The following is a 22,837-nucleotide window of genomic DNA, read 5'->3' on the forward strand; positions in this document are numbered from 1 at the left end:
GTGCTACTTTGCCAGCACGCTACGCTCGCAGCTCTGACGATGGCGAGGTGGCGGAGATGCAGAAGTCTCCGCGAGATCGTGCGGCATCGTACGCTGAAGACGCTCGCAAGTCGCCGTTGAACGCCGCGCCGTGGATCGTGGACTGACGGTAAGAAGGACTAGCCGACCGCCAAGACCGGCCTCTTTCGCAGCCGCGCCCGCATGATGACAAGCAGAACCGTTTCGTCTTTCATGCCACTCTGGAATAATTTTATAAGCTCGGCCGCAATCTGCTCGGCGTTGTAAGAGATCAGTTGAATCTCCGCTTCCTTGCAAAGCTTCTTGAGGACCGATTCCAGCAATCTCAACCCTTCAGGATAGATAGGTTGATCACCGGCGGTGTCGTAGGTCATGTACGCCCCTTTGACTCGACTTAATTCAAGGCCGCAGATGCTGGGCGGCAAGCCCATGCATGACTCGTTTCAGGCAAGAGGTCATTAACCTATGCAAGTTCGAACAGGGCGCCGGATTCACCAACTGCAGGGGGATGTACAACAAAGGGAGCATGTGCACGGATCGAGCTGGGCAAGTCGTGAAAGCCCCTGCCGCCAGGCCTGTTAAGTCCCGACGGTGTTCCTGCATGGTGCTGTAGGCGAGCGAGAGAGCCTAAAAGAATTCACTCACCTTACGGCTTCTCTTTTTGAGAGCCGGGATGGGTTCGCGATGCATTTGCGGCTGCGCCGGCGGTGACTTCACCGGATGCTGTGCAAGCCTTGCTTGTCTCAGCCGCGCCGTCTTCTCAGCGCGTTCGGCTCGTTCAGCGTCCAGCATCTCTTGGCTGATACGTTTGGCGCGGTCGTATCTTTCCTAGTCGTGATTGCGAGTCACGGACACCTCCTAGCCAGCAACAAAAATCCTGCGAACCTTTTTGGTGACACGCGGCTTGCGTTGGCTGGGACCGGGCGTGATGGCTTGTGCGAGGCGAGCCTCCTTCAACCGCGCCGTCTTGGCGGCGCGCTCAGCACGTTCCTTGTCGATAATGATTGCTGCAGCTGATGTGGTATTCTCGTTGCGACCGTCATCATTGATCCGCGGCATCTCAGTGCCTCGCCCCGATTCTTGTCGCCCATAGTGCCATTTTGCACCTGCGTCCCGCCCTGAACTGGTCTATTGCCGCTTTGAGTGAGAATTCGGTTGCATGTTCCGGTTTCTCGCCCGGCTGGTGGTTGTCGTTGGCAGCTTGTGTGATGGCCATCTTTGTTCTCCTACGAGGCCGAACTTCGATATGACACAAGTGTTCCAAGGCAACTCGCAAGCTGCAGGGCTATTTTCGATGTAGGGGCACGCGCGGATGCTCAGGCGCGTGATCGGAGCATTGTGTTGGAGGGCCGTAGCTGGAACTATGAGAGCGCAGATAGCGTGGTCGCCTGAACATGAACGGCGGCCTTCCCCCCCTCTCGCAAAAAGCTGTCAGCGCGATATTGTTACCAGGAGCAAAGGAGCCTGGTGTCGACGAGAACTTTTCTCGCGACGAGATCGTTCAGACTTTGCTGCAGCACAGGGCCCCCGCAAGCGCATCAGCTCGGTATTGTAGGGAATTCGGGCGTTAGGGCCGTTGAACCGCTACGGGTGTGTCAGTAGCAAACTTACAGACAGCCGCAGGTCCAAACGAGCAGCACCGTTCCAAGCGCATACGGGACCAGAAGCAAACCTATCGTCACCCAGAAAGCTGGCTCTGCCAAGGCGGCCATGTCCTTGCGAAACTGCTCCATAGGGCTACCCCGGCAACTTCGACAAACGAATAGAGCTAATCTGGTAAGGCCTACGGCCCGCTTTTGGCATCTTCGACCTCCAGCGCATCCATGAGGGCTGCCACGTCGGTGGGTTCGCCATCGGCGTCACCATGCACGCCAGTCCGGGCGTTCTTTAGCGCTTGCTCGATCGCATCTTCAATGTTTCCGAGCTCGTCCTCACGCACCTCGCGACCATAACCGGCCGCTTCGGCATCCTGCTCGAATTGCTGGACCAGCACGGCGAAGCTCACTTCCTCTTTGCCAGCAAGAGTGCCGACATTCTCCTGCAGCCAGGTTTCAAAAAACTCTTTGGTCGCGTTCATCGGATCACTCCTTCGCCGGATTAAGCGCGGCGGCGATCCGAAGTTCCGCAATGCCGTCACTTTCCCAATCAGCAAGGGGATATGCTCATGGTGGGCTTGGCTGATAATCCCGAAAATTCGTCTGCGCGGTGCTGGCTCCGTACCGGGAGCAAGGCCGCCGGATGAGTTCACGCCCACCGAGCGCTCGTCGATCCGCATGCTCTTCGATCGGTCTGCATGGAACTATTGCCCGCTCGGTTGCGCAAGGCTGCCCGGCGGTGGTTGTTCGCCTTCCCGCTATTCTATCCCGACATTCCGGATTGAATCACCTCATCGGCTGACAACCGGTCGGACATCGCTGCACTGTTGGTCTGGTCCATCCCGAACTGAGCGACCTGAATCATCATAGCCTTGGCCTTTGCAATGAGTTGGTCGTCGGGAAGAGTATGCCCGGCCTGCAGGGTGACTGTAATACACTCGCCTCCCTCTCCGCGGAAGTCCACGATCGGAGCCTGGTCTCGGCTGACGACAATTCCCATCATCTGCATAAGAACCTCCTTCGACTGCAGCGGGCAGCCGAAACTCAACCCAGCTCGGCCGTCTAATCCTTGACATAAGCCCCAGGCTGACGACCGCCTCTGGGCGCCTTGGCGTCTTTCGAATGCTCGGCCATCGCAGGGCCTGCTCCGGAGACTTTCTCTGCGGCCGGTGACGGTGTCGCCGGCTTAGACGAGGTCCTGCCGCCCGATTTTTCGGGGCGTGGTGATATGCCAGTTGAAGAATTGTCTGAAGAAGTCATGGCTCGTTTCCTTAGCTGCGAAACTTCCTTACCAACCTCCGAAATGCCCTGACGTTCCATTGCGATCCCTTCGTGAGATAAGATCTCCGCAGGTGAACATGCCTCGTCCCTGGACGCGCATCAGGTAGGGGTTGATTTCGCAAGCGAACGGTAAAATGCGAAGCCGCTCCGGCGAGATACAGCTTAGCCCTACATGGCAGCGCGGGCATCGGAATACGAGCCGAGGCGAAACAGAGGTCCATCCGTCGCCGAACCCGCGACAGGCAGCAGGTTCGGTCATTTCTGCAGAAATGCGTTTGCCAGCTTGGACACAGCGGCAGTGCCCGTACCGCGCTATTCTCTCCTGGTGCCGAGAGCCTGATTGCAGCGCCGACTGGGAAAAGCCTGCGACACAGGCTGACTCCGCAGGTCAAACTATGAGGAACAATATCTCCCTTTGAAAGTTCTGGCCGACCCATGAAGGAGATATGAAATGTCAGAATCGCGCGAATGGCTTGTCCAATGGCTCAGGGATGCTCACGCCATGGAAGAGCAGGCCGAGACCATGTTGAATGGGCAGTTGAACCGAATTGAGAACTATCCTGAGCTCAGCGAACGGATTCGCCAGCACGTCCAGGAGACCAGGCAGCAGGCTGCTCGGCTGAAAACCTGTCTCGACCGCATCGGACAAGGATCTTCCACACTGAAGGATGCCGGCGGCAAGCTGACGGCAATGGCGCAGTCGCTCAGCGGTGTCTTCGCCGGTGACGAAGTGATGAAAGGATCGCTTGCAAGCTACACGTTCGAGCACATGGAAATCGCCTCCTACACAATCCTTATCGCCGCTGCCAAATCGCTGGGTGAAGCAGAGGTCGCCCAGGTCTGCGAAGAGAACCTGCGTGAGGAAGTCGCAATGGCGGACTGGTTGAAAAGCCATATTCCAACGACAACCGAGCAGTTCCTGGCGCGGGCCGACTCGGAGAGTGAAAACGCCAAGCGTTGATCAGCCGGTAGCGTATCGCTAAACAAGCTCGCCCCTTGCGCCGAAGCTCGGCGCAAGGCGCATCGAGGTTGAGCCGTTACCGCTGAAAGGCACTTCAAAGTAGGCAGTGCGTGAGTAAGTTTCCGATTAGCTCTCCGTGCCGCGATAGTATCCTTGACGCCAATTGAACTTGAAATTCCGGACGGAATTCTCTGCCATGTGCCGCTCCTTGAGAGCCCGCCGAACTGCCCATCATACGGATGTTGCTATCGCCCACTTTTTGGCGACAGTTCCCCATCCCCAACCATCTCCGCCAGCCGGCTGAGGAAGTCCACCAAAGCAGCTTGCGGCTCGTCGATTTCGCCGACCACGACCGAAATGCCCCAACGTCCAAGCACGGCCTCCTCCACAGGGTTTCGGCTGGTCATGAAGATGAACGAGGGCGGGCGATCTTTCTCATAGCCGGACCGATGCCACGTCTGCCAGAGACGGTGCAGCAACAACCGAATGTTTGGGTCGGAAAGGCTATAGCCAATGAAGAGGATCGTGCTGCCGAGCGCATCCGAGCGAAAACGCACGTCCAGCGGAGAATTGAAGGAGAGACGATCGAGGTAGTCCGTTTCGGTGAGGACGAGGGACGAATCCTCGTCGAAATCACCATGGAACTTGACGATGTGGGTAATGCCTTGGCGGGCCTGCGCCACATCGCGTGCATTGGCCACTTTCACGTAGTCCCGACCGTATATCTCATAAGCCAGTTCCAGATTCCGATCATAGTTAGTTGTGTAGATGACAGGGAAGTCGAGCCTCACGATGAGACGATGCAACTCGGATTTCTCGATCCGGTCCTTGGGGACGGACCAGTTTCTGTCCATCCAACTGCGAAGTGGCCCGATGCTGCCATGCTTGATGCGATAGTACTCGGCCAGGGTTTGAAAACGATCGCGTCTCGTGGAAAATTCGTCGTCGACGCCGAGCTCCTTTGCCATTCGCTCTATCAGCTTCTCCCAGGAGGGTAATCCAACGCTGATCGAAACCCCTGCCCCAACAAACAGAATTGCGCTGCGATGCCGAATTGCGTTGGCGAGCGAATCTACAGGGTCATCGTTCATCACGTCTTTCGAGGCCACCCGCGCAGGTCGACCTTCCTCCCTCACATCTGGTCGTTATTAGGCTCCTTGGTGATCCCCACCTGCCTGGCCAGCTCGGAAAACGGTGGCACACTCGCTTCGAACTGCTCGGTGTTAGCCAGCCGCAAAAGCCGCAAAGGGAAACACACTGCGTCGCGGTTAGCCGGCGACATATCCTCGAAGAGGCGCTCATCAACCGTGAAGGAGGCTTCCGCGTTTTTCAACGCCGTGTCGATATCATCGACCGAGAGAAGGCCTCTGCGGACCAAGGCGTTATTGACGGCCGCGACCGCCATAAGCAAACCTTCCAATTGCAGGTTGGCGACGTTCATGGGCCATTGTCCTTCATACCATTGGGAGCCCGTCGATAGATAATCCTGCTCCGGAGGCCTTGTGCCGTGCCGGTGATGGAGTTGCCGGCTTGCTAGAGCGTTTCGGCTGCGCGGCGACGCCGGGATTGGCATCTGGTGGCGCCATGGCTTGAATCTCCGCTGGGCTGCTGGACAACTCTCCACATGCCTCGAGGTTCCGGATCGCCATGGCAACCTTGCAAAGGCATAGGCAAGGCTTCTCGCTGTCCTACCGTCGGGCGCACCAGGTGATCGCGGTTGGGTCTTCAGACTGCGATTCAAAAAGCGCGTTGCATGGTTCCTCCGCGAGCGCGAGCCGCCTTCGGCAGTAGATGCCTGCCGCGCCCGCTCGTAGCCAAAAGCAACCGCCGCAAAGCGTTCGGCAACTTTAGAGCTCCGACAGTGCCTCCCAGACGCGCCACATAGAAACGACCAAGCTGATGCCTGCTACAGGTCTCGGGATCTCGTTTATCGGCGACATCAGGCAGCGGCGCTCCGCAGGTCAGCAGATCCGATGGATGGGAACAACCCGGCACCGTGATGGTTCGGTGGCATCAAAAGGTGATAGAGAACGATGGGTGAAAAGCTTAAACAGCACACAGAAGCCACAGATCGTGAAAAGGCGATCGAAGCTCTCTACTTTGCGCGCAAGTGCGGCCTCACCAAGGAAGAGGCACTCAAGATGCTCAGGGAAGCCCAAATCAGGATCGATGATGGACCCAAAAGCCGCTCCGGCAACCGAACTTAAAAGCGTCCGTTGAGCGCTCATCTCAGCCAGCGGCGGCGCATGATCTTCTTCACCTCCGACACGCATTTCAACGATCCCCGCATTCTGCGGCTCGACCCCCGCCCCTTCAGTTCATTGGTGGCGCACGACCAGGCACTGACTGAACTTTGGAACGAGACTGTTGCTCCAAATGACGAGGTTTGGCACCTCGGCGACTTCGCCAAGGGATCGGCCGAGACAGTGTCTTCGCTGCTGTCCTGCCTCCACGGCACCAAACACCTGATCATCGGCAACAACGACGGCATGGTAACGCTCCGCGCTTCGGCTTGGGCTAGCGTGCAACACTACAAGGAGCTAACTGTCGAGGGCAGTTTCTTGGTTCTTTGCCACTACCCGTTCCGCACCTGGAACAAGATCGGCAAGAAATCGATAAACCTGCACGGCCATTCTCATGGCCGGCTGAAGCCAATGACGCGCCAGCACGACGTCGGCGTCGACGCCTGGGATTTTCGCCCAGTCACCTTTGCTGCCATACAGGCCAGGCGCCGCCGAGATTGAGGTTAGCGCAGCAGATGGCGAACGATCGATGTCTTCACGTGGTGATGCTAGCCGCAAACAGGATTCCAGAATCCTGCCCCTGGAGTATTGCAGCCATGCTGGAACGCACCGCGAGTAAAATGGGACCGAGGAGCGCCCCACCCATCTGCACAGCCGTGGGACAGGCGCCGACCCCCGTCGTCAACACGGCGCTCCACTGGCGCCCCAATCGTTCATCCACCTCGCTTGAAACGAGCTTCAATCGCCGTCCTTGGCGACCTCAGTGCCACACACTCTCTCTAAGCCACTTAAGAAACCTGTTCCCTCCGATTGCCCGGCGGACTCTAGCGGCAGCCCACTGCCCTCTGAACGTGGTTCCGACATGGCAACTGCAGACGATGTCATGCAACTCCCCGTCAGACAGTTCGAAGAAGCGCTTTGCTGCCCCATAGGTGTCATCCTTCAGGCCTAACGCACGCAGTAGCGGGTCCTCGAAGGCCACAGTAATTGGCGAGCCCTCACCGCGCGCTGCGTCGCGAGCTTCCCGCTTCAGATACTCAGTGCCGGTAAGCGCTGTCAGGCGTCGCTCGGGATGTTGTTCCAGCAACTCTGCCCAGCGCTCAATGCGCTGTTGCCGGGTCATGATCGGGTATGTCGACAGGGGTTCTACTTCTGCAATTGTCTGCAGTTGGCTTAAAGTTTGGTGTTCCATCGTCGGCTCCTTTGGTCGAAGTCCCTTCCCCTCAAAAATTATCGCGCGCCGACGCGCTGACAAGAGCTGGCAAGGCGGCCACTTGCCCGACAATGATTGCGAAACAGCGCATTGCTCCGCCGGCGCGCGAAACGATATCTCATCCCAAATCAGACCGAAGCCGTTCAGAACGAACAGCTCGCCACCCGCCTGCAACAACAAATTAAATTAGTAATGCCTTATGGAACTTTGAGGCTGGCGTTTCATTTGATCGGCATGGAGGCCTCTGTAATCCAAAGTGCCGGGATGAGAGCGAACGTGTCGCTGCGCTACTCGCTGGTTCTGCCGATATACAACGAGGAACAAGTGCTGCCTCGTCTGATCGAGCGGATCAGGTTGCTAATCCACCAGCTGGACGGTGAGACAGAGGCTATTTTCGTCGATGACGGAAGCAGCGATGGCAGCGTCACTTACCTTCGGCGTGTGGTCGCCGCCGAGCCTCGTTTTCGGCTAATCGAGCTTTCCCGCAATTTTGGGCACCAGATAGCAATCACAGCCGGTATGGACGCCGCCCAGGGGGATGCCGTCATCGTCATGGATGCCGATCTCCAAGACCCACCCGAGGTGGTTCTCGATCTGGTGGCGAAGTGGAAAGAAGGTTTCGAAATTGTCTATGCCCGGCGCGTCAAACGCGAGGGCGAATCCTGGTTCAAGCGCTTCACGGCAAGTCTCTTCTATCGCTTGCTGGAAAGGATGACGACCGTTGACATTCCGCGCGATGTTGGAGATTTCCGGTTGGTCGGTCCCAAAGCGCTGAGAACTTTTAGGCAGATGCCCGAACACGATCGCTTCGTCAGGGGCATGTTTGGCTGGATGGGATTCAAGCAGGCGTCGGTGCCTTTCGAGCGCCCGGCACGAACCCATGGCCAGACCAAATACCCATTCTGGAAGATGGTGCATCTTGCTGCGCACGCCATCGTCAGCTTCTCGGAGCAGCCGCTGCGCCTGGCGCTCTGGGGTGGCTTGGCCATTTCTGCGCTGGCCGTAGCCTTCGGTGCCTACGCCATCTACGCCTGGGCCTTTGAAACAGGCATTGTTGCCGGCTGGACATCCACCGTGATGATCGTGTCGCTCCTGTGCGGCATCAACCTCTTCATGACCGGCGTTGTCGGATTGTATGTCGGCAGCATCCACGCCGAAGTAAAACGGCGCCCGCTTTACGTGATCGATCGCCTCACCGGCTTCGACCGGCCGATGCCAGCCGTCCCGGGCAAGAGCCGCCGCTCGCCTCGAAAATCCCGGCTTGGAGTCCCGGCCAATGTCCGAACCCTTCGACAGCTATAGATTCAATTATGGTGAGACGGTCCAGGGATCGATCCGCTTTTCAGGGCTTAAGCACGACTTCTTTCTCATGGCGAAGGCCGAGTTGCTGCGACGCGTTGTGGTCGAGCGGGGGCTTCGTCATGCCGGCCCGGATTTGCGGGTGCTTGATGTCGGCTGCGGCGTAGGTGTGCTCCATCCCTATCTCAAAGGCGCCTTCGAGTGCCTGGAGGGCTGTGACATCTCGCAGGAATCCATCTTGCGTGCCAGCCAGGAGAATCCGAGCGTCACCTACACGGTCTGCACCACGCCGAACCTGCCATACGACAATGGCGTCTTCGATCTGGCCTTCGCCAGCTGCGTCGTCCATCATGTTCCGCCCGCTTCCTGGCTCGGGTTCGTTCGCGAGATGCGGCGCGTCGTACGCCCAGGCGGTGCCGCCTGCATCATCGAGCACAATCCCTATAATCCGCTGACGCGTCTGGCTGTGTTCCGGTGTCCCTTCGACCATGACGCGGTGCTGCTCAGCGCAGCCAAAACAGCGTCCCTCCTTCAAGAAGCAGGCTTCAGCAACATCCGATCCGAGCACTTCCTGCTGCTGCCGTCGGGCGGGCCCTTGGCCCGAAAAGTCGAGCGCGCGCTCGCCCCCCTGCCGCTGGGGGCACAGTATGCGTGTAGTGCGCATGCATGAGCATCGGCCTGCCGGCGACGACGCCCTGAAGCTACTGGCACGCTTCGGCCTGGTCGGCATCGCTGCCACACTTCTGTATGCCGCTTTGGTTGCTGTTTTTTCCAAATCGGAATGGCTCGGTTTAACGCCCATCCATGCCTCGCTTGGGGCATATGCCGCAGCCACCCTGTTTTCGTATCTGGCTCACAAATCCCTGACGTTCGTGTCGGGCCGATCGCATCGAACTGAAGCTCCGCGTTTTCTCCTGCTGGCGGCAACAGGCTTGGCCATTGCCTATGGGGCGCCGGCGTTGCTGACGGTAAAGCTGGGCTTGCCGCTCATCATTCCCGTGCTGATTACGTGCTTGCTTGTCCCCGGCATCAATTTCTTCGTGCTTGACCGGTGGGTTTTTGCCGGACGCATTCCCGGTCGGCACGGCAATCGCTCCCGCCAGAGGCAATAATGCTCTAAATGGCGTCCAGTCGAAACGACACCAATTTGATGGAGCGCTTATAAATGTCGCTGGCGGCCTGGCTGGGCGGGATCCCGTCAAGATAGTCAAAGGTCATTTCGAACGTGCTGGCGTCCGAAAAAGCTGCGTGCGGAATGACGAACGAGACGGTTATCGGTTGCTTGCCCGACAGTGTGACCTTATGCACGGACACGCCATGCACCGAGATTATCACCCTCTGCGTCATCTGTGGCGGACGAATGACAGCGGCCATTTGTAGCGTTGCCTTAAGGCCGTCGCGAAGTGGCGGTATCTGCAGGCGAAGCCGCGAGGTCTCGCCCAGCGAATGCGTGCCGTCGGCTACCGGCCCCGACCAGCCACAAACTTTCATGCCGGCTACCCGTTTGGCGCCATCGGACCGGAAGGACACTGTCTGGCCGAGTGAGTAGCTGCCAATGGCATCGCGGTTGAGGCATGTCGTCGTGCGGTCGATGTAATAGGCACGATAGTCGGCGTGGACATTCGGATGGAGGGCCAGCGCAAGGATGGCGAGTTCGGACACGGCCAGAACCGCGGCGAGCGCGTAAGCGCCAAGCGAGATAGCGCGTCCATGGGGGTTGAGGGTGTCAGACCAAAGCAAGGTAGCCCCCAATCCATGCCACCGTCATGAAATAGCAGGCGACCAGGAAGAGAACCAAAGCGGCCAGCCAGGTCAGTTTCGACGCCGACAACAGGACGGCCATCAACATTATCAGAGGCGCCAGCCCAATGACGTATCTGACCATGGAGGCCAGATTCGTTATCAATGGCACGAGAATGCAGATCGCGCAGAAGACCCCAGCGCCATATTGCTTGCGAGCCACCAGCACGACTGATAGCGCCAGCCCGATGATCGCTGCGAGCGCACTCCATTGCGGCGCCGTGGGCAGCCACCCGGTCTTGGGAAATGCTGAGAGTCCGTCCCATAGAAACAGGAGCGGGTTCCCAGCCACTCGTCCAAAGGCGCGTTGGACGTGCAGAAATGCAAAGCCGTCGCCGACAGTGACATACAAAAACAGGATGTAGGCAAACAAGCCGGCAGGCGAGATAAAGATAGCGACGAGCAGATCCGGTCGACCGAGCACCCAACGCGGAAAGGAGAGTGGTGAGCCGCCCCGTTCGCGATGCTGCTGGAACATTTGAATGACGGTCGCAAAGACGACGAGGACCCCAACGAGCCTCGTTGCCGAGAGGAGCGCTGACGAGATGCCAGCGACGGGATAGCTGGAACGTTTGAGTGCCAGGAAGACAATCGAGGTCAGGAGCACGAAAAGAGATTCGGAAAGGAAAGTTGTGAAGTGGAAGGATAACGGGCCGCTAAGCAGAAAAGCGCAGTACAGTACATAGGCCCGCATGTTCTTCTCCAGCAGCGGCCATGCCACCAGACACGCGGTGTAGCTGCATGCAATCGAAGTGATCGTCGCGACCAGTATCGTGGCGAAGGGGAAAATCGCCCGGATCACCGCTACCAGCATCGGATAGAATGGAAAGAAGCCCCATCGTCCGACGTTGCTTTGGTTTGGGATGGGAAAGCGCTCGTAGCCGCGTTCGGAAATATCCAGATACCAGTGGCAATCCCATCGGCAGAGCGCACGAGCATAAGACTCGAAGCCTGGTTCCGCCAACGTTGAAGCAACAGCGGCATAACGAATAGCAAGGCCAGTGAAACCGAACAGGAGCGGGACTGTCACGACCGCTGCCGCTACCATGTGGCGCTTGTTGATCGTCGGGCCGTAGTCGGGGAAAATCTCGAACTGCTCTGCGCCCTTCATCGACGGCGCATCGCCGGGGCTCTTGATGGCCGGGACGAGATTGTCAGTCCCGGATTTTCTCATCGCGGAGCACCGGCGCGGCGAGTTTCCACCCCCTGATGGGAGCCCGCTTCGACTGTGACCAAACCGCCGACCGTGGCCTTGCCAGCTTCATAATCGACCGCCGTGGCGTGGCCGATGAGGTTCAACTTGTCCGGCGCCTTTGCCTTCTTCGGCGTGTCGATCGAGAAGAGGAAGTTGTAGGTCGCAACGCTGACGCTGGCCCGACGGTCGTCGAGCAGTTCCAGATGGGTGACGCCTATCGTCACCTCGTGGCCAAAGCCGATGCCAGTCTGTTCCCGCACCATGTGAGGGATTCTGGAGCGCGGCTGGCGATCGTCAAGAGGTTGCTAATATTCGAGCGGCGAAGGGCAACAAATCTTTGGCCCTGCTTCTAAGCGAGCGTTTGGAGAATACCCGCGGTGCGTGGAAGGCGCCTTTGAAGCGCGTCGAGAACACGATAATCATGCATGCCTCGGCGGCCGGACGAGCTATTGCGCAGCCTTGACACCGGGATGGTCGCCCGACAAATCAAAGGTCCGCACCGAATGCTCCTTCTGTGCGACGTCGAATGCCCACGGGCGGAGGCGCAAAGACCGAGATCGCCTTTGCGTGGACCTTGAAATGAGCTGGTGTCGAGGTGACGATCTCACCATCGGTGTTGACCGGCATCGGCTTCTCCGTCTCGATGTCGAACTCGACGCACCTAGCCGTCCGAACCTCTCGCCAGGCGCCATGCGTTCCAGAACGGAAGGAGCGGAGCATCAGCGCCAGTTTCCAGAGGTTCGTCATTTCCAAGCTATAGAGATCGAGATGTCCGTCATCGATCTCGGCCGTCTCTTCCACCACGTTGCCGCCCCCGTAGTGACGACCGTTTCCCACCAAAAATTCCATAGCGTTGTTCGCCTGCGCCGCTGCATCTCCATCAACCCTGTGGGGGAAGTCTGCCAGCGCGATGACATAAAGAGCGGCTGCGAGAACGAGGACGCAGCCAACGGCAATCATCTTGGCGAGTGGGCGAGAAGTGCTGCAAGATGGCAAACGGAACGGTTCGCGCACAGCGAACACAATCACGATGGCGAGAATATGCATCGCCAACCGCTATTGCGGGAGCACCCGCCGGGTTCAAGTGAACGGAAACTTGCCCGATGACCAGGCATGCTAACGCTCCAACTACCCCGCTGGCACTAAGATTCATCGCCTGACGGGCGGCCGTGTTGTGTCGAGCAAAGCGCCTGCGCTTGCCATCCGCGGGCCCCCCAACGCCATCGTCACCCTCTCAAAAAGTCCGACTGCCCAGTTTGTCACCCCTTCGCCGGATACGCAAGAAGGCCGTTCGCCGCGCGATGACGCCACCATTCTCGAGGCGCAAAGCCTATCATGGCTCGAACCGAACTGTCGTTACGCGAAGGTCCGGAAAAAGCGATTGAGTGCGGGCATTTGAAGCGGTCCAAGCATTCCAGCCGCTTTGCGCCCGCGCGCGGTGCGATGATTCGGCGCGCCTGCATTTGATCAGCTTGAGGAAGTAGCGCCGGTCGGTTTGCTCTCAGATGGGGAGGAGGTGGACGTGGTTTGACCCACTCTGCATAGTCGTCGGGCAGCATGTCTTCCAGCTATATGAGACTGTACTTTTCCGGGGAGAGGACCAAGGTATCGGGAAAGGGCGTGGTCGGCTATCGAATCAGTGCTCAAACTGCGATGGAGATCCCGCAACTTCAGATGCCGATGATCAGACCTCTCAAACGTTCTACGCAATCCCAACAAGTGCTGGTTACGGGAGGTTCCGGCTTCCTCGGTATGTACTGTATTTTGCAGCTGCTCGATCTTGGATACCGGGTTAGATGCACTGTACGCTCGCTGACACGCGAACCAGAAGTTTGTCGTACACTCGAGCAGATGGGCGCATCATCAATTGGCGCTTCTCTTTCCTTCATCGAGGCAGATTTGAGTGCCGATCCCGGTTGGGATGATGCCGCCGCCGGTAGCTCCTACGTGCTACATGTCGCCTCTCCATTTTCCGTTGGACAAAAGGATGGCAATATTGACACCATCGGCATCGCCAGATCTGGCACACTACGAGGGTTGCGAGCAGCACATCAAGCGAAGGTTAAACGGCTGGTGATCACATCGTCATTCGTTACCATGAGTTACGCTCGCGAAATGGACACCGCTGAATTCACTGAGGCCGATTGGAGTGACTTGAGCATTCCCACTCTTACCGCCTACGTCAGATCGAAGACGTTAGCCGAAAAAGATGCCTGGGATTTTGTGAGGCGAAAAGGTGGGCCAGAGCTTACAGCAGTAAACCCGACGGTGATATTGGGGCCGGTCATGTGCCCCGACTATTCTCCGTCAATTTCACTCATCCAACGTATGCTGGACGGAAATCTGCCGTTAGCTCCGAAGCTTTCCTACGGGATCGTGGACGTCCGCGACGTCGCCGATCTACACATTCGCGCTATGACCGATCCTGCAGCAAATGGCGAGCGGTTCGTTGCAATAGCGGGTGAAACAATGAGCATATACGAGATAGCCCGGGTGCTCAGGTCGCGGCTGGGTGCTCATGGAGCAAAAGCGCCGCGATTTGAGATGCCAAACTGGGCGATGCGACTTCTCGCTTTGGTCAGTCCTGCGGCAAGTGCTATCGCCGGCATGTCTGCTTTACGGGGACAAAGCTGCCTACGGCCTCCGATGACAAGCAAAACTGCTGCCACCTACGACTCGTCCCTCTCATCGCGCAAATTAGACACAACGCGGCGGTTCTGCGACCTGCAGGCGGCGTCGGGGCAGTCGCGGACGAGCCTGTCCTTGCCGTAGCCCTTGGCCCACATGCGATTGCGGTCTATGCCGCCGGCGGCGAGGTAGTCCATCACCGCATCGGCGCGCTGCTGCGACAGCGCCGTTTCACTTGCGCCGGGATCGTCGGCGAAACCCTGCAGCTTGAGCAGCCAGCGCGGATGCTTTGCTAACCAGGCGATCTGGGTGTCGAGGGTGGCCTTGGCGACAGAATCGAGCGCAACCGAACCTTGCGTGAAATAGGTGCGGCGGCCGACATTGAGGATAAAATCCTCCTCGCTGCCCGGCTGCACGTTCTGGAAGCCGGCAATCTCGGCGTTGGTGACGTCTGGCGTGGAAGGGGCCAGCGTGTTGCTGGTCGAGCAGGATGCGACAAACACCAGCAGGCTGGCAGCGAGCAGCCGGCGCGTGTTTTCAATCATGCGGTTCATGAGGCGCCAATCATTCGACAGTTGTGGAAGCGGGCGCCTGGTCGGCGATGTGCGGCAGCACCTCCACCGCGGTGCCGATCGGGCACCGCTGGTAGAGGTCGATGATGTCTTCCGGGAACATGCGAATGCAGCCGCTGGAAGCGTCGGTGCCGATGCTCCATGGCTCCAGGGTGCCATGCAGGCGGTAGCCGATGTCGGCGCCGTCGCGGTACAGATAGAGCGCGCGCGGCCCGAGCGGATTGTTGGACGCGCCGCCTGCGACCATCGGCGGTAGGTCCGGCTTGCGCTTACGCATTTCGGGGGGCGGGACCCATTGCGGCCACAGCGCGCGGCGGTCGATCGTCGCGCGGCCGTACCATTTGAAGCCGTCCTTGCCTACGCCGACGCCGTAGCGGATGGCGGTCTTGTTTTCCATGATGAGGTAGAGGAAGTGGTGGCGGGTATCGACCACGACGGTGCCGACCGGCTCGCTGCTGAAATACTTCACGATCTGGCGATGCCATCTCTTGTCGATCTTGGCGAAGTTGGTCTTGCGATAGACAAAATTGTTGTCGCTGGCGTCACCGGCGAAAAAGGATTTTGCCGTCGCGGCTAGAACAATATTGCCGGTTGCACCGACCGCGACCAGCGCCAGGCCGCCGATGACGACTCCCCTGCGTGATAAAACCATCGGCAATCCCCCATGCCTTAAGTCTGGCAGACCATAGTCGAGAATGATTTCGCCTCAAAGTGGAAAATGCTGCAGCGGGCCGGATGCGACCCGAAGCCGGACCTTCGATACGCCTCGGATTCACGGGCCGAAGCCAATCCTTGCGACCTCGAGCCTCGAACCTGCCACGCATTCAGAAGCCGTATAAAGCGATGGCGATTCCGAAGACGATGACGACCAAAATGCCGATGAAGGTCGGTGCTGTTACGATGAAAGCTGCCGGGACCAGGTATAGGTTGCGCCAAGCTAGCGTTGCCGTAACGATCGCGATGATGGGGGAGACCACGAAATAGACCGGGGTACCCCAGTCGTCACCGCCAAAGTCGAGCCCTTGCTCAGCGACCGAAGGCAGCATCGAAAACCAGCCCAGCATGATGCTGCCGGCTAACGCCAGGTTAGTGCCGCGAAGATCGCCTCGAATAGCCAGCACAAAGGCCGCCATGGCCGCAATCGTCTGGAGCCCGCCTGTCATGGCCGCTGTCCATCCGGCCATCCCGGAGCCCGGGTTTGACACGCCCATGAACACATAGGCTACCAACGACAGACCCAGATACGCCTGCAGCGCCGCCGTTAGAAAGAGAAGCGGCCATACTGCCTTTTCCGCCGCTGATTTGTCTTGCTGCTCCCCGCTTGCCATGTTCTGGTCTCCAAATTCTGGGGCTGCCTCGCCTATCCTGCGGCCTGGTCGGAGCCTGTCTGAAGAAGCGGCTCTCTGCGGGGAGTTCTCACCCGGAGGAGGCGTTTTGCAACCTCACTCCCACGCGAGTCTGGTTCAAAGCGTCTTCAGCAACTATGTCCACATATGGGATCGCAGGAGTTCGCCTCAACGACCGAAACAAGGCGCTTAGCATACGCGGCTCCACTCGGAAATGGAGCCGCATCTGTAGGTTTCCGTAGCCTCAGCAGTTCCAGGCCGCGTCGCTCCAGCCATGCGAGAAGGCTGGAGCGTGGGTCGCTCATCAACTCGAACTGAACAGGTCGGCCGGTGTTCTGTTGGACGACCGCTGCGCGCCGGCAGACGGTTGATGAGCGTGGGGCCGCAAATAGAATGGCAGCTTTCAGGAATAGATGGACTACTTTCAGCTCCGGTATTTTGCGGCCGCCCAAATTGGCCTAATCCTGCAGGCGTGCGAGACGCCCGCCGTCAAAAACAACGGCTGCGCAGGCCGGATGCCGCCTGATGGCACCTAGGCCTCCCCAGCGGTCTTAGTTCACGATGCAGGACGGCACCACTGCGATCGGCTGAATCCGGTCAGCGTGTGCTTCGGGTTGGGGGCGCAACATCAGGCGGTGTCATTTGCTCGGATGGCGCCGAACCAACCACCGCGCCAGGGGCGCCAGATTGTTGGATCTCTACTTCGCGGCTCACACCTTGGTGAGCAGCTTGCATCTCCGGAACAGTGAAAACCGGCACCTCGCCCTTGAAACCCTGGAGCTCAAAGGCGCCCGCCTGGACGACCGGCATCGATGCTCCTGCCGCAAAGCCGGGTCCGAGCACCAGCTCGATGCCCAGCTTCTTGGTCGTGGACTCGAGACGTGCCACGCGGTTCACCGGGGAGCCGATTGCGGTGTAATCGAAGCGTCGTTCGGAGCCGAAATTGCCTACTGAGCAGATGCCGGTCTCGATGGCGACGCCGATTTCGATCGAGCGATGGCCATCCGCAGTGAAGGCGGCATCTTCGCGCTTCACCCGCTCGATCAGGGCAAGACCCGCGTCGAGCGCACGCTCGCGATGATCGGGTTGATCAAGCGGCGCGTTCCAGAAGGCCAGCACCGCATCGCCCATGAACTTGTCGATGGTGCCGTCGCGCTTGAGTATCTCATCGGTCGCAATACCAAGGAAATGGTTTACTACCTTGGCGATCTCATGGGTATCGAGCTGTTCGCTCATCGTCGTGAAGCCGCGTATGTCGCTGATCAGGATTGTGATCTCGCGCTTCTCGCCAGACAGGATTGCCTCGGTGTCCGAGCTTGCGAGGCGCTGCACCACGGAGGGCGACAGATATTGGGAGAACTGTCGCGCCAAGGTGGACCGGCGCTGCTCGCTGCGCCTGTAGAGGACATAGCCTTCGAAGCCCGCAACCATGATCGTTGCAAGCGCCGGCTGCAGCGGGTCATAGAGTGCACCCTGCATGCTGTACTCGAGAGCGCCGAACACAAACGGCGTGACGGCCAGCAGCGCCAGTGCGAGGGCGCCAAGCACGACACGCCCGGCGAGCACTCCGGACAGCCCGATGAAAACGACGGCACTGAGGAGAAACCAGAGCCGCTCGAGCATACGTGCGTGCGTTGGCTCGGCCAGGTGGCTCCCGGCAAGCATCTGGCCAACCGCATCGGCGTGGATGTCCACTCCTGATCGTGCTGGACTCCTTGGCGTGGGCAGGTACTGCGTCAGTCCCACAGCCGACAGGTCGACAATGGCGATGGCGTCGCGCAGCCGCGGATCGCCATGGCGCGAAAGGATAGTGCTGGCAGACAGGCGGGGCGCATCGGTGGCGGTTTGCCAGAGGCGGATGCTCCCCTCCGGCTCGAGCGGCACAATGGCCCCGGCCATCCTGAGTGCGTCGAACCCGGCTGCATTCATCCGGGCTATGTACCCGTCCTGTCCAGCGTAGAGGCGCAGGAGCTCGAGGGCGAAGGACGGCCACAGCTGCACGCCTTGAGCGGTGTTGCGAAGCCAGAGCAGCGGCACATGGCGCAGTACGCCGTCGGGATCGGGCAAGGTGCGAATTACGCCAAGGCCCGCGGCAGTGTTCGAGAATTCGGCAAGCGAGCCGGTCAAGCCGGTGAAGCCGGGAAGTGTATCGGGTACTTGCCCGACGATCGACCAGCCGGCTTTGGGTTCTGCTTCTGAAACTGTCGCCTCATTGCCTAGGCTGACGGCAAGCGCCGTTCGATTTTTGGCCAGCGCCGCTGCTAAGTGCTTGTCTCCGGCGATGCCTTCAGGCGAGTTGTCGGCCTCGGGGAGTACCAGCGCAAGCCCGACCACTGCCGCGCCGGATTCGGTGATGCCATCGACCAGATCGGCCAAGAGGCCACGATTCCAAGGCCATCGCCCATGTGCCTTGAGGCTGGCGTCATCTATCGAGACGACCACGACAGGATTGCTCGTCGTCTGGCGTGGGGCGAGAAACTGATAGAAGTCGTACGTCCGCTCACGCAGACGCGACAACGGTGCGTCAAAAGCCAAATGGCAAGCGAGCAGCAGGAGCACGACCACAAGGCCGGATATTTTGCGCCTGCCAGCTTGCCGCCAATCAGCCCAGGGACTACCGACCAAGCGGCTCATCGTGGGGCCAGTCTAATCGCAGTAGTAACAGCAACGCTCACCCTCACACTCGCCCCTCCGCCCCCCGCTGCCCGCAGGTGGCATTGGGCTGTCAGGGAATTCCAAGACCACTCCTGGCAATGCGCCGTCCGTGGACCCGCAGACTTCGAGCGAGCCGCCGAGTGCCGATGCACAAATTGCGCTTACGTCCAACCCAGGACCCGGCGCCCCTGGCAGGCCGGTGCCCGCTATCCGGTCAATACTGTCCAATATCGGGAAGGTGTCGATGCCACCGTAGCCGGTCAGCAGCTTGCCATCTTCCGACGTGCAGGCGTAGCCCGGGTTTGTGATGACCAGCCGTTTGCCATTGATCGTGCAGGTCATGCGGCCGGCGCGCAATATGCCGACAGTCTGGCCGGCTGCCACCAGCACTTCGATGATGCCGCCTCTCGCCCCGAGCACCATGTGCGGCGTCGCAACCTGCATGACGCCCCCTTTAGAAACTTGGCCGCCATAAAAACGTGCCAGGCCGCTGTTCATCCCGATATCGATCTTTCCGGAACCGGAGCCCGGATTGTAGACGAATTCATCGATTGTCAGGCTGGTGTTCGGACCAATCTTGGCGCTCGATTCATCCCGGAACACCAGCATTCCAAGACCGGTGGGGTCACTGCGCAACTGGTCGCCGAGTTCGACGCCAGCACCAACGTTCATTGTCCCACCGTTGTTGCGGACGATGTTGGTCTGATAGGCTGTCATCGACCCGACTGTCTCAGCGGCGGATGGTACCGTGAAAGCAAGGCAGGCGATAAAAAGAGCGATCTGACGGTACCTCATCGAGGCCTCTTTCAATTGAGCGTCAACGTATAGCTCATGAGCATTTCGAACGATTTTCGGTCGCGGTTGGCGATGGCGAAAGTGGTTTCTCGATAGGCGAGATCAACGCTGATCTTCTGGGCTTCCGTCAGCTGAAAATCGCTTTCCGAGGCAATGCGCCAGAAGTCGCTCTTAATATTTGTGCCGATGCCGACCGAGAGATCGGGAATGTCGCTGTGGCCGGCCGAGAAGGCGATCTGGTGTGACCATGCGAAAAGATCCGGTACGTTCATCAACAGGCCGCCATAGCGGACCTCGCCTGAGTAGCTGCGGCCGATTTCTCCAGATCCGGAAGCGAAGTCGTTCGAGCCGACAAAGCGCAGTCCGAGCGCCTGGCCATTGCGGAAGCGGTAGCTGCCGCCTGCCTCATAGAAGACCCTGCTGTCGGCGAAAATGCCTTGCGAGGCGCTTAGATCGATGTAGCCGCCACCGGCGAAGAGCGTCGTTTCGACCGTCGGTCGAACGAGGAAACGTCCACCAAGGCCAATGCCGGTTTCCTGAATATCGCTGTCGAAACGGTCTGTAACGGTAAACGCGGAGAGCAGCAGGCGAAGCGAATCGATCCCACTATTGGGCAGCCCCTTGTCCCAGGTAATCGCTGCGTTGCCGTGGACAAAAGTCTTATCGCTACCCGGAACCGACAGGTCTTCCGTGAAAAAACGCTCTGTCGCCGTCAACGACCCTGAAAGCACCAGCGCGTCGGCACTTGGCGTGCCGAGGTCCCACCGGACAAAGCCTTCCGCCCGCCCGTAGGGCGAGACGAAGCTTTCCTCGTCCTGCGCCCCGCCCGGCGCAAAATTGGTGAATGCGCTGAATACGCCGCCGGTCAGGGCGAGTTCCCAGGTGACGCCACGCAACGCACGATCGATCCGGCCGAGGAGGCGAACAGCTTCCTGCTGCTCACCCGCGGTCAGACCGCCGACTTCGATGCCGTACTGCACCTGCCGCCGGGCCAATTCATAGGAGCCGACATGATAGTACAACCGGCTGGCGGCAAGCCGGGCGCGCGCATCGCGGGGGTATTGGATCAGATACTGCTCGATTGAGGAGATCGCCTGATCGTATTGGCCCGCGTTGACCGCAACCGTGACGAATTGGGCGAGCGTTCCATTGTCGGCCGGACTGGCGATGCGGGCCGAAAACGCATCGTCATAGGCCGTAAAAAGACCTTGTGCGCCGGCCGGCAATACCCCGCTAAAAAGCAGCGCTGCGGCGAAGCCGAAAATCGTGCGAGACGAAGATTGCATGCAGAGAACCCACCCCGACCGGACTAGTGCGAAGGAATCGCATGACTACAAGAAAAAAGGCGACTGAACTGCCACCAGATCATGCGAGCCTCAGCAGCTGTTGCAGCTGCGCAACAAGCTAACAGGCTTATTCCTATTTTTGGCTGCGCTGGTCGCAAAAACGTCTGCTTGGAGTTGCTGGACGTAATTGAAGGATTCGGCACCAGTGGCAAACAACCAGATCCTGAGTGGCGGATCGCAAACCGACGAGGTTAATATTGCTTGCGCGATTCTGCGCGTGTTCTGGTCACTGAATAGGCTTCAAGGTCATCCACGGCCTATCCAAAGGTCTTCCGGCGCGTTGCGCAAGGGGTCAGAGAGCTGCCGGAGGGTGCTTCTCACGATGCGTGCGCGATGCGGCCTGGCTCTCGCAATTCGCTGAACGCGACGAGATCAGCTTGTTGCCCCAATTTCCCAGGAACGTACCTCGCTACAGCACGAGTATGGTGGCCAGCCCCAGCATCAGGCCCATGCCTACAATATCGGTCAAGGTGGTGAGGAAGATCGCCGAAGCGACCGCCGGGTCGGCGCCGACCCGGCGCAGGCCCAACGGGATCAGCACGCCGGAGATTCCAGACATGAGGCACGATCCGGACATAGCAAGCAGGATCACAAGTGCTAACATGGGCGCTTGGGCGGCCGACTCCGGTTGCCTCGAGGCGTAGAACCACATCGCCGCAGCCGCAAGAAGGCCGACAAGCAAGCCGTTGGCGATCCCGAGCGCGCCCTCTCTCACCACCAAGTGCAGCTTCGGTCGTTTGTCCACATCCCCCAGCGCAAGGCCACGCAGCGTCATAGCCAGTGCTTGGCAGCCCGTGTTTCCGCTCTGCCCGGCCAAGACCGGGAGGAATGCCGCCAGGGTGACGATCTTCTCGATGGTTCCTGTGAACGAACTGACCACGAATGCGGCCATGAAGGCCGTCAGGAGGTTCAACTGCAGCCACGGATGACGCTTTAAGAAGGCTGAAAACAGCGGCGTGAAAGAGCGCTCCTCCTTCTGGACACCTACCATCTGGCCAGACTGAGCGGAAATCTCAATGACTTGCTGCTCGAACAAGCGCCAGCCGCGAACCTGCCCGAGCAGCCGGTTCTCCGCGTCCACCACCGGATAGACAGGGTAGTGACGCCGTACCGCTGCCTTGCAGGCGTTGCTCAAAGAGAGACCGACATGAAGAGCGAACGGCTTGGGCAGCATGATCTGGTCGACAATGGCGTCCGGTTCGCTCAGCATCAGATCGCGCAGGACCACCAGGCCAACCAGTTTATTGCCCTCATCCGTGACGTAGAGATAAGTGAGTTCGGTCGGCACCTGGGCGCGTCTGACAGCTTCCACCGAGGCAGCAACCGTCGTCCCGACAGGAACGCTGGCGGAAATCGGGTCCATTACCTCGACAAGCGACTCGGGGATCGCGAAATCCTCGCCATCGTCAGGGGGCCTGATGGGCCGCATATGCGATGGCAAATGCTCGGCCACCTTGCGGGCGTGCCCCTCTGGCAACAGCTCTAGTGTGTCGCGGATGAACTCGGGAGACTCTCTGGCCAGCAATTCAGCTGCGTCGTCGGGTGCTCGGGCACGCAGTGTGCGCACCAACTTCTGAACGCCGGTCTCATCTTTCATTCGCTATAACCCCCAGTTGAAGGTCACATAATATGTTAAGTACCGGATCGCACCAATGTGGAAATACTCAGCTTCTTCCTGCCCCAGCAGTCCGCCTTGGCTCTCGAAGTTACTGCGGCCTAAAACGAGTTGACATACGCCGCCTGACGCATGCGTCGACCCGGCAGACGCCATCTCACCTGGGTGATCCGGACCGGTCCGGAATTCCTGCCTGAGCGATCAATGGCCGTCTTGGGAAATGCATGTGGGCAATGGCGGGTTGGAGAGTCTGATATCGTTGCGCATCGAGAGCC

General features: G+C 59.2%; 25 protein-coding genes and 1 pseudogene. 7 read left to right on the forward strand and 19 right to left on the reverse strand.

What is annotated here, in order from left to right; translation table 11 throughout:
- Positions 1-158: 158 nt before the first annotated feature.
- The 4 genes from EN749_RS01405 to EN749_RS01430 form a co-directional block, all read right to left on the reverse strand.
- Positions 159-392: a hypothetical protein gene (locus tag EN749_RS01405; RefSeq protein WP_127395630.1), complete on the reverse strand. Its 234-nt coding sequence runs from the start codon at positions 390-392 to the stop codon at positions 159-161.
- Positions 393-876: 484 nt separating this feature from the next.
- The gene (locus EN749_RS01415; protein WP_127395631.1) at positions 877-1,077 is read right to left on the reverse strand and encodes a hypothetical protein; all 201 of its coding nucleotides are present in this window, start codon (positions 1,075-1,077) and stop codon (positions 877-879) included.
- 724 nt (positions 1,078-1,801) lie between these two features.
- Positions 1,802-2,293 (reverse strand): hypothetical protein, encoded by a 492-nt coding sequence (locus EN749_RS38540; RefSeq protein ID WP_245463550.1) that lies wholly within the window; start codon positions 2,291-2,293, stop codon positions 1,802-1,804.
- Between the two features lie 83 nt (positions 2,294-2,376).
- Complete coding sequence (locus EN749_RS01430; RefSeq protein ID WP_128362428.1) at positions 2,377-2,622, reverse strand: hypothetical protein; 246 nt, start codon at positions 2,620-2,622, stop codon at positions 2,377-2,379.
- A gap of 723 nt (positions 2,623-3,345) precedes the next feature.
- Between EN749_RS01430 and EN749_RS01440 the strand changes: the two genes are divergently transcribed.
- A complete protein-coding gene (locus tag EN749_RS01440) occupies positions 3,346-3,855 on the forward strand; it encodes a DUF892 family protein (protein WP_127395633.1) in 510 nt (169 codons plus the stop codon).
- A 245-nt stretch (positions 3,856-4,100) separates the two neighbouring features.
- Here EN749_RS01440 and EN749_RS01445 read toward each other — a convergent pair whose 3' ends face one another.
- Positions 4,101-4,946, reverse strand: a complete 846-nt coding sequence (locus EN749_RS01445) for an SIR2 family protein (RefSeq protein ID WP_127266463.1) — start codon at positions 4,944-4,946, stop codon at positions 4,101-4,103.
- A gap of 41 nt (positions 4,947-4,987) precedes the next feature.
- Positions 4,988-5,296: a hypothetical protein gene (locus EN749_RS01450; protein ID WP_127266462.1), complete on the reverse strand. Its 309-nt coding sequence runs from the start codon at positions 5,294-5,296 to the stop codon at positions 4,988-4,990.
- Between the two features lie 592 nt (positions 5,297-5,888).
- Here EN749_RS01450 and EN749_RS01455 point away from each other — a divergent pair.
- Both EN749_RS01455 and EN749_RS01460 read left to right on the forward strand, forming a co-directional pair.
- On the forward strand, positions 5,889-6,062 hold the full coding sequence (locus EN749_RS01455; protein WP_127395634.1) for a hypothetical protein: 174 nt from the start codon (positions 5,889-5,891) through the stop codon (positions 6,060-6,062).
- Positions 6,063-6,101: 39 nt separating this feature from the next.
- Positions 6,102-6,599: a metallophosphoesterase family protein gene (locus EN749_RS01460; RefSeq protein WP_127266460.1), complete on the forward strand. Its 498-nt coding sequence runs from the start codon at positions 6,102-6,104 to the stop codon at positions 6,597-6,599.
- Between the two features lie 259 nt (positions 6,600-6,858).
- Here the strand turns inward: EN749_RS01460 and EN749_RS01465 are convergent, their stop codons facing one another.
- Positions 6,859-7,290, reverse strand: a complete 432-nt coding sequence (locus EN749_RS01465) for a hypothetical protein (RefSeq protein ID WP_127807737.1) — start codon at positions 7,288-7,290, stop codon at positions 6,859-6,861.
- Positions 7,291-7,575: 285 nt separating this feature from the next.
- On the opposite strand from EN749_RS01465, the gene EN749_RS01470 reads away from it, so the two are divergent.
- From EN749_RS01470 to EN749_RS01480, 3 genes are all read left to right on the forward strand, one after another.
- A complete protein-coding gene (locus tag EN749_RS01470; protein WP_164873906.1) occupies positions 7,576-8,613 on the forward strand; it encodes a glycosyltransferase family 2 protein in 1,038 nt (345 codons plus the stop codon).
- Positions 8,614-8,680: 67 nt separating this feature from the next.
- On the forward strand, positions 8,681-9,280 hold the full coding sequence (locus EN749_RS01475) for a class I SAM-dependent methyltransferase (protein WP_348629334.1): 600 nt from the start codon (positions 8,681-8,683) through the stop codon (positions 9,278-9,280).
- A complete protein-coding gene (locus EN749_RS01480) occupies positions 9,258-9,722 on the forward strand; it encodes a GtrA family protein (protein WP_127396518.1) in 465 nt (154 codons plus the stop codon). The genes EN749_RS01475 and EN749_RS01480 overlap by 23 nt, the downstream gene beginning before the upstream one ends.
- Positions 9,723-9,726: 4 nt before the next feature.
- Here the strand turns inward: EN749_RS01480 and EN749_RS01485 are convergent, their stop codons facing one another.
- The 4 genes from EN749_RS01485 to EN749_RS38545 all read right to left on the reverse strand — a co-directional run bounded on the left by EN749_RS01485 (position 9,727) and on the right by EN749_RS38545 (position 12,652).
- Entirely contained in the window at positions 9,727-10,272 is a 546-nt protein-coding gene (locus tag EN749_RS01485) for a hypothetical protein (RefSeq protein WP_245481777.1), read from the reverse strand.
- 64 nt (positions 10,273-10,336) lie between these two features.
- The gene (locus EN749_RS01490) at positions 10,337-11,584 is read right to left on the reverse strand and encodes a hypothetical protein (protein WP_127396516.1); all 1,248 of its coding nucleotides are present in this window, start codon (positions 11,582-11,584) and stop codon (positions 10,337-10,339) included.
- Positions 11,581-11,868, reverse strand: a complete 288-nt coding sequence (locus tag EN749_RS01495) for a hypothetical protein (RefSeq protein WP_127396515.1) — start codon at positions 11,866-11,868, stop codon at positions 11,581-11,583. Before EN749_RS01495 ends, EN749_RS01490 begins: the two co-directional genes overlap by 4 nt.
- Before the next feature lie 223 nt (positions 11,869-12,091).
- The gene (locus tag EN749_RS38545; RefSeq protein WP_245491222.1) at positions 12,092-12,652 is read right to left on the reverse strand and encodes a hypothetical protein; all 561 of its coding nucleotides are present in this window, start codon (positions 12,650-12,652) and stop codon (positions 12,092-12,094) included.
- Between the two features lie 573 nt (positions 12,653-13,225).
- Between EN749_RS38545 and EN749_RS01505 the strand changes: the two genes are divergently transcribed.
- A complete protein-coding gene (locus tag EN749_RS01505) occupies positions 13,226-14,377 on the forward strand; it encodes an NAD-dependent epimerase/dehydratase family protein (RefSeq protein ID WP_189367292.1) in 1,152 nt (383 codons plus the stop codon).
- On the opposite strand, the gene EN749_RS01510 is transcribed toward EN749_RS01505, so the two are convergent.
- From EN749_RS01510 to EN749_RS01545, 8 genes and pseudogenes are all read right to left on the reverse strand, one after another.
- Positions 14,275-14,787 carry an OmpA family protein gene (locus EN749_RS01510; RefSeq protein WP_127332134.1) on the reverse strand — a complete coding sequence of 171 codons (513 nt, stop codon included), beginning with the start codon at positions 14,785-14,787 and terminating at the stop codon, positions 14,275-14,277. The genes EN749_RS01505 and EN749_RS01510 overlap by 103 nt on opposite strands.
- A gap of 10 nt (positions 14,788-14,797) precedes the next feature.
- A complete protein-coding gene (locus EN749_RS01515) occupies positions 14,798-15,457 on the reverse strand; it encodes a L,D-transpeptidase (protein ID WP_128362430.1) in 660 nt (219 codons plus the stop codon).
- Positions 15,458-15,629: 172 nt separating this feature from the next.
- Entirely contained in the window at positions 15,630-16,133 is a 504-nt protein-coding gene (locus EN749_RS01520) for a hypothetical protein (protein ID WP_128362431.1), read from the reverse strand.
- 275 nt (positions 16,134-16,408) lie between these two features.
- Positions 16,409-16,507: pseudogene (locus tag EN749_RS38550) on the reverse strand (integrase); the annotation flags it as partial.
- A 241-nt stretch (positions 16,508-16,748) separates the two neighbouring features.
- Positions 16,749-18,710: an adenylate/guanylate cyclase domain-containing protein gene (locus EN749_RS01530; RefSeq protein ID WP_164895751.1), complete on the reverse strand. Its 1,962-nt coding sequence runs from the start codon at positions 18,708-18,710 to the stop codon at positions 16,749-16,751.
- Between the two features lie 87 nt (positions 18,711-18,797).
- A complete protein-coding gene (locus tag EN749_RS01535) occupies positions 18,798-19,523 on the reverse strand; it encodes a FecR domain-containing protein (protein ID WP_164895750.1) in 726 nt (241 codons plus the stop codon).
- Between the two features lie 89 nt (positions 19,524-19,612).
- Positions 19,613-20,887 (reverse strand): tetratricopeptide repeat protein, encoded by a 1,275-nt coding sequence (locus tag EN749_RS01540; RefSeq protein WP_127382816.1) that lies wholly within the window; start codon positions 20,885-20,887, stop codon positions 19,613-19,615.
- 469 nt (positions 20,888-21,356) lie between these two features.
- Positions 21,357-22,544, reverse strand: a complete 1,188-nt coding sequence (locus EN749_RS01545; protein ID WP_128289575.1) for a magnesium transporter — start codon at positions 22,542-22,544, stop codon at positions 21,357-21,359.
- Between the last annotated feature and the right edge of the window lie 293 nt (positions 22,545-22,837).

The sequence above is a fragment of the Mesorhizobium sp. M7A.F.Ca.ET.027.02.1.1 genome, from assembly GCF_004022985.1.
In the GTDB taxonomy this organism is placed as follows: Bacteria; Pseudomonadota; Alphaproteobacteria; order Rhizobiales; family Rhizobiaceae; genus Mesorhizobium.

What these genes read in the sequence shown, in the direction of transcription:
- EN749_RS01490 (WP_127396516.1), bottom strand. Translation starts at nt 11,584, where the DNA reads ATGAGAAAATCCGGGACTGACAATCTCGTCCCGGCCATCAAGAGCCCC.
- EN749_RS38540 (WP_245463550.1), bottom strand. Translation starts at nt 2,293, where the DNA reads ATGCGGATCGACGAGCGCTCGGTGGGCGTGAACTCATCCGGCGGCCTT.
- EN749_RS01470 (WP_164873906.1), top strand. Translation starts at nt 7,576, where the DNA reads ATGAGAGCGAACGTGTCGCTGCGCTACTCGCTGGTTCTGCCGATATAC.
- EN749_RS38545 (WP_245491222.1), bottom strand. Translation starts at nt 12,652, where the DNA reads ATGCATATTCTCGCCATCGTGATTGTGTTCGCTGTGCGCGAACCGTTC.
- EN749_RS01445 (WP_127266463.1), bottom strand. Translation starts at nt 4,946, where the DNA reads ATGAACGATGACCCTGTAGATTCGCTCGCCAACGCAATTCGGCATCGC.
- EN749_RS01440 (WP_127395633.1), top strand. Translation starts at nt 3,346, where the DNA reads ATGTCAGAATCGCGCGAATGGCTTGTCCAATGGCTCAGGGATGCTCAC.
- EN749_RS01480 (WP_127396518.1), top strand. Translation starts at nt 9,258, where the DNA reads ATGCGTGTAGTGCGCATGCATGAGCATCGGCCTGCCGGCGACGACGCC.
- EN749_RS01540 (WP_127382816.1), bottom strand. Translation starts at nt 20,887, where the DNA reads ATGCAATCTTCGTCTCGCACGATTTTCGGCTTCGCCGCAGCGCTGCTT.
- EN749_RS01450 (WP_127266462.1), bottom strand. Translation starts at nt 5,296, where the DNA reads ATGAACGTCGCCAACCTGCAATTGGAAGGTTTGCTTATGGCGGTCGCG.
- EN749_RS01430 (WP_128362428.1), bottom strand. Translation starts at nt 2,622, where the DNA reads ATGCAGATGATGGGAATTGTCGTCAGCCGAGACCAGGCTCCGATCGTG.
- EN749_RS01510 (WP_127332134.1), bottom strand. Translation starts at nt 14,787, where the DNA reads ATGAACCGCATGATTGAAAACACGCGCCGGCTGCTCGCTGCCAGCCTG.
- EN749_RS01415 (WP_127395631.1), bottom strand. Translation starts at nt 1,077, where the DNA reads ATGCCGCGGATCAATGATGACGGTCGCAACGAGAATACCACATCAGCT.
- EN749_RS01405 (WP_127395630.1), bottom strand. Translation starts at nt 392, where the DNA reads ATGACCTACGACACCGCCGGTGATCAACCTATCTATCCTGAAGGGTTG.
- EN749_RS01460 (WP_127266460.1), top strand. Translation starts at nt 6,102, where the DNA reads ATGATCTTCTTCACCTCCGACACGCATTTCAACGATCCCCGCATTCTG.
- EN749_RS01475 (WP_348629334.1), top strand. Translation starts at nt 8,681, where the DNA reads ATGGCGAAGGCCGAGTTGCTGCGACGCGTTGTGGTCGAGCGGGGGCTT.
- EN749_RS01455 (WP_127395634.1), top strand. Translation starts at nt 5,889, where the DNA reads ATGGGTGAAAAGCTTAAACAGCACACAGAAGCCACAGATCGTGAAAAG.
- EN749_RS01545 (WP_128289575.1), bottom strand. Translation starts at nt 22,544, where the DNA reads ATGAAAGATGAGACCGGCGTTCAGAAGTTGGTGCGCACACTGCGTGCC.
- EN749_RS01520 (WP_128362431.1), bottom strand. Translation starts at nt 16,133, where the DNA reads ATGGCAAGCGGGGAGCAGCAAGACAAATCAGCGGCGGAAAAGGCAGTA.
- EN749_RS01535 (WP_164895750.1), bottom strand. Translation starts at nt 19,523, where the DNA reads ATGACAGCCTATCAGACCAACATCGTCCGCAACAACGGTGGGACAATG.
- EN749_RS01465 (WP_127807737.1), bottom strand. Translation starts at nt 7,290, where the DNA reads ATGGAACACCAAACTTTAAGCCAACTGCAGACAATTGCAGAAGTAGAA.
- EN749_RS01495 (WP_127396515.1), bottom strand. Translation starts at nt 11,868, where the DNA reads ATGGTGCGGGAACAGACTGGCATCGGCTTTGGCCACGAGGTGACGATA.
- EN749_RS01515 (WP_128362430.1), bottom strand. Translation starts at nt 15,457, where the DNA reads ATGGTTTTATCACGCAGGGGAGTCGTCATCGGCGGCCTGGCGCTGGTC.